Consider the following 4679-nt stretch of genomic DNA (forward strand, 5'->3'; position numbering starts at 1 on the left):
AACGACCGTACAATATAATTGCAAAATAATCTCTTCAGTACAAACGCCTCACGAAACTATTCTATGCAAAATTCAATGTGCATAGAAAAATCGCAGACCTTATCTCTAAGAGAGATCAAAACATATATCCCACTAAGAAAAAGAGTAAATCCCTTTTAAATTCCGACGAATCATCCCTAAACGCAACATAATCTGATGGGAAAAAATCTCTGCATTCTTGAGAATCTCTTGCATGATTGGCAAAAAATATTGCGATATTCTCATGAAAATACTCCTAAAAAACCAACAAGAATATCTCTGATCTTATCTGTCTTAAAAAGGGATAATATAAATATCTTTAAGGAATACTCCTTGAAGTTTACTATAGAAAGAATCTCTCAAACACAAAAACTCAACGGTTTCGAAAGAAATAAATATCCTTTACTCATCTGATCCTTCCTCAACATCAGGCTCATTAATGCGTTCGACTGAGACCACTCTTTCGTCTTTTGCCGTAGAAAAAATAACAACACCTTTGGTAGCACGACCAGCAATCCTGATATCATCTACGGGAACTCGAATAAGAGTGCCCTTATCAGAAACCAATATAATCTGATCATTTTCTCTAACCGGAAATGCCGCTATCAAAGAACCTATATCATCCATCTTCGTAAGATCAGTAGCACGTATGCCCTTTCCGCCACGCCTGGAAATACGAAAATCATAGGAAGATGTCCTTTTCCCAAAGCCTTTTTCTGAAACAGTCAAAATAAACTGCTCACGCGACTTCAATTCTTCATAACGCATATCCGAAATTTTCTGCTCAGCAGAAGAATCGTTTTCACCCTCATCAACATCACCACCAACAAGGCGACGATCAGCAGCCATACGCTTAATATAAGAAACACGCTCATCATAGTCAGCTTCGGCATGCGCAACAATAGCCATAGAGATAATTATATCTCCTTTAGATAGGGAAATACCCCTTACTCCGACAGAATTTCTTCCTGAAAAAACACGTGCATCTGAAACTGGGAACCGAATACATTGTCCAAACTTTGTAGTCAATAATATGTCATTATCTTCTTCACAAGTTTCAACGGAAAGAATCTCATCCTCTCCTTCTAACTTCATAGCAATCTTACCACTGCGATTAACTTGAACAAAATCAGACAACCTATTGCGCCGAATATTTCCTAGTTTGGTAGCAAATACAACGTATAGATTATCCCAACTCGATTCATCTTCTGGAAGAGGCATAATTGTCGTCACTCGCTCCCCCTGTTCAAGAGGAAGAATATTAATCAAAGCTTTTCCACGTGACTGAGGAGATCCCACAGGTAAACGCCATACCTTCTCCTTGTAGACAGACCCCAAAGATGAGAAGAACAACACCGGTGTATGTGTATTCACGATGAATAAACGCGTCACGAAATCTTCATCTCGCGTCGCCATACCAGAACGACCCTTACCACCACGTCGCTGTGCTCGATACACAGAAAGAGCAACTCGCTTGACATATCCTAAATGCGAAACTGTGACGACCATATCTTCACGCACGATATAATCTTCATCGTCCATATCCTGCAAACTATCCATAATTCTCGTACGACGAGGAGTATCTAGCTCGTTTTTAATATGCAAAAGTTCATCTTTAACAATCTCTAATACACGAGAACGTGACGATAAAATACCTAAACAATCCTTGATTTCTTCACCGAGCCTATTCAATTCATCGCCAATATCTTCACGACCTAATCCAGTTAATCGCGCCAAGCGAAGTTCAAGAATGGCACGAGTCTGCACTTCTGATAGGTGAAATGTACCAGTACTACTAATGACATAATCTGAATCATCAATCAGATCAACTAAATCCTTGATACAAGCAGCATCCCAACTCCTCTTCATAAGCTCTTTACGAGCAGAATCAGGATTTGGTGCAAAGCGAATAATGCGAACAACATCATCTAAGTTAGCCACAGCAACAGCAAGACCAACCAAAACATGAGCCTTGTCACGCGCCTTATTTAAAAGATACTTTGTCCTTCTTCCAACAACCTCTTCACGAAAAAATATGAAAGCTTTCATCACACCTATGAGCGTGAAACGCTCAGGCTTGCTGCCGTTCAAAGCCACCATATTGATACTAAACAAACTCTGTAAAGAAGTATGTCGATGGAGTTGGTTGAGAATCACATCAGAAGAAGCACCTCGTTTCAACTCAATAACAACACGATAACCTTGACGATCAGATTCATCACGAATATCAGAGATACCTTCTACGCGTTTTTCTCGCACCAGACCAGCGATTTTCTCTAGCATAACCGCCTTGTTGACCTGATATGGAATCTCAGTCACAATTATCTGCTCACGATCTCCCGATATTTTCTCTATGTGTGAACAACTTCGTACTACGATGGATCCTCGACCTGTCTCATAGGCACTTCTTATCCCAGAACGCCCCAAAATTGTTGCTCCCGTAGGAAAATCTGGACCAGGAATAATCTCCATCAACTCATCCAAATTCATATCAGGATTATCAATCAAAGCTATACAGCCATCAATCACTTCTCCTAGATTATGAGAAGGAATATTCGTGGCCATACCAACGGCAATACCAGAAGCTCCATTTACAAGCAAATTCGGGATTTTAGCAGAAAGGACAACAGGCTCTCGAAGCGAATCATCATAATTAGCACGAAAATCAACTGTATTCTTATCCAGATCATCCAGCATAAAATGCGCTGCTTTCTGCAAGCGACACTCGGTATATCTCTCCGCTGCAGCAGGATCACCATCTACCGAACCGAAATTACCCTGTCCATCAATCAACAACAAACGTAAAGACCAGTCCTGCGCCATACGAGCCAAAGCATCGTAAATAGCCACATTACCATGAGGATGGTATTTACCCATAACATCCCCTGAAACACGCGCGCACTTCACATATTTCTTGTTCCACTCTATCCCCATCTGCATCATACCAAAAAGTATACGTCGGTGGACAGGCTTCAGCCCATCACGTACATCGGGTAAAGCACGAGCTGCAATTACGTTTATCGCATACGAAAGATAGGAGCTTTGCATCTCATCTACTATCGAAATAGAGGTGATGCCTGTTTGATGCTCCTCATCCCTAGGTGTCATCTGATCAGTCAACGGATTTTACAATCTCTACTAAATTAATCTAATTGCTAACATAAATCACCAAACAGGATAGCCTGGCAATACCATTCCCTATACACCAAGAAAAACAGTCATCCCCATAGAAATACTAGAATGGAATACCATCGTCAAGATCATCAGAGAACACACTCTCACCTTGCGATGATAGAGAACGATTTTCAATAGTATTTTCCCTAAAGTTATTACCATCACTACCTTGTCTGTGCTCTGAAGAAGAATCCTTGCGCCCATCACACATGACCATGTTCCTCATAATAATCTCTGTTGTATAGCGATCATTTCCAGATTGATCTTGCCATTTTCGAGTTTGCAGAGAACCTTCCATATAAATTTTAGATCCTTTGCGCAGATATTTCTCGACAATATTACATAATCCTTCCAGAAAGATGACAACAGAATGCCATTCAGTTTTTTCTCGACGTTCGTTCGTATTACGATCTTTCCAACTCTCAGAAGTCGCAATACGGATATTCACAACCTTGCGACCATCCTGCATATGTCGCACATCTGGATCTGCTCCAAGATTACCTAACAAGATAACCTTATTAACACTGGACATCTATATATCACTCCCCAATTTACACTTGTCTCATATTCAGAGACGTATACACAAAATCCCTCGTCTTTTACAACAAATCAGGGAAAACCTTGACAATATTTCACACCAAGTCAAAAGTTAAATGTATTGCATTTTTTTTTATTCGCAAACCCTATTTCTTCATGTTACTTTACAGTCTACAAGTCTCATAAATATTCACAATACCATGACCGTCTATTTCTCACACAAAGTGATCTTTTAGAATATGAACGACCTCAAGACTATTTCCATTCACGGCGCCCGTGAACATAACCTTAAAAACATCAACCTAGAACTTCCACGAAACAAGCTCATTGTCATTACGGGACTTTCGGGATCAGGAAAGTCTTCTCTAGCTTTTGATACAATCTATGCAGAAGGACAAAGGCGCTACGTGGAAAGCCTTTCTACCTATGCAAGACAATTTTTAGATGTCATAAAAAAGCCACATGTAGATCGCATCGATGGATTATCTCCCGCTATCTCCATTGAACAAAAGAATACATCTCGCAACCCTCGTTCTACCGTTGGCACAATAACCGAAATTTACGATCATTTACGATTGCTTTTTGCACGAATAGGCATCCCCCATTCACCCTCAACTGGACTTCCCATAGAAAGCCAAACCGTCAACCAAATGGCTGATCGCATTCTCTCACTTGAACAAGGAACTCGTCTCTATATCCTTGCACCTATAGTACGAAATCGCAAAGGAGAATACAAGAAAGAACTAGCAGCAATACTTAAACAGGGATTTCAACGGGTCAAAATTGATGGGAAATTCTACCAAATATCCGACATCCCAAGTCTTGATAAAAAATACAAGCACGACATAGACGTCGTCGTAGATCGTATTGTTGTCCAAGAAAATATCAGGATCAGATTGATAAATAGCCTCAAAACCTGCTTGCATCTAGCCAATGGACTAGCCGTTGCA

Annotated in this window: 3 protein-coding genes and 1 pseudogene; 1 reads left to right on the forward strand and 3 read right to left on the reverse strand. The window is 40.3% G+C overall.

Going from position 1 to position 4679, the window contains the following annotated elements; genetic code table 11:
* Positions 1-132: 132 nt before the first annotated feature.
* The 3 genes from H0G72_RS06345 to ssb all read right to left on the reverse strand — a co-directional run bounded on the left by H0G72_RS06345 (position 133) and on the right by ssb (position 3724).
* Entirely contained in the window at positions 133-264 is a 132-nt protein-coding gene (locus H0G72_RS06345) for a hypothetical protein (RefSeq protein ID WP_259345169.1), read from the reverse strand.
* Positions 265-420: 156 nt separating this feature from the next.
* Positions 421-3138, reverse strand: coding sequence for a DNA gyrase subunit A (gyrA, locus tag H0G72_RS05530; protein ID WP_182017778.1), 2718 nt, complete (start codon positions 3136-3138; stop codon positions 421-423).
* Positions 3139-3253: 115 nt separating this feature from the next.
* On the reverse strand, positions 3254-3724 hold the full coding sequence (gene ssb / locus H0G72_RS05535; RefSeq protein WP_182017779.1) for a single-stranded DNA-binding protein: 471 nt from the start codon (positions 3722-3724) through the stop codon (positions 3254-3256).
* 244 nt (positions 3725-3968) lie between these two features.
* On the opposite strand from ssb, the pseudogene H0G72_RS05540 reads away from it, so the two are divergent.
* Positions 3969-4679: pseudogene (locus H0G72_RS05540) on the forward strand (excinuclease ABC subunit UvrA); the annotation flags it as partial.

The sequence above is a fragment of the Candidatus Liberibacter sp. genome (genome assembly GCF_014048425.1).
Taxonomy (GTDB): Bacteria; Pseudomonadota; Alphaproteobacteria; order Rhizobiales; family Rhizobiaceae; genus Liberibacter.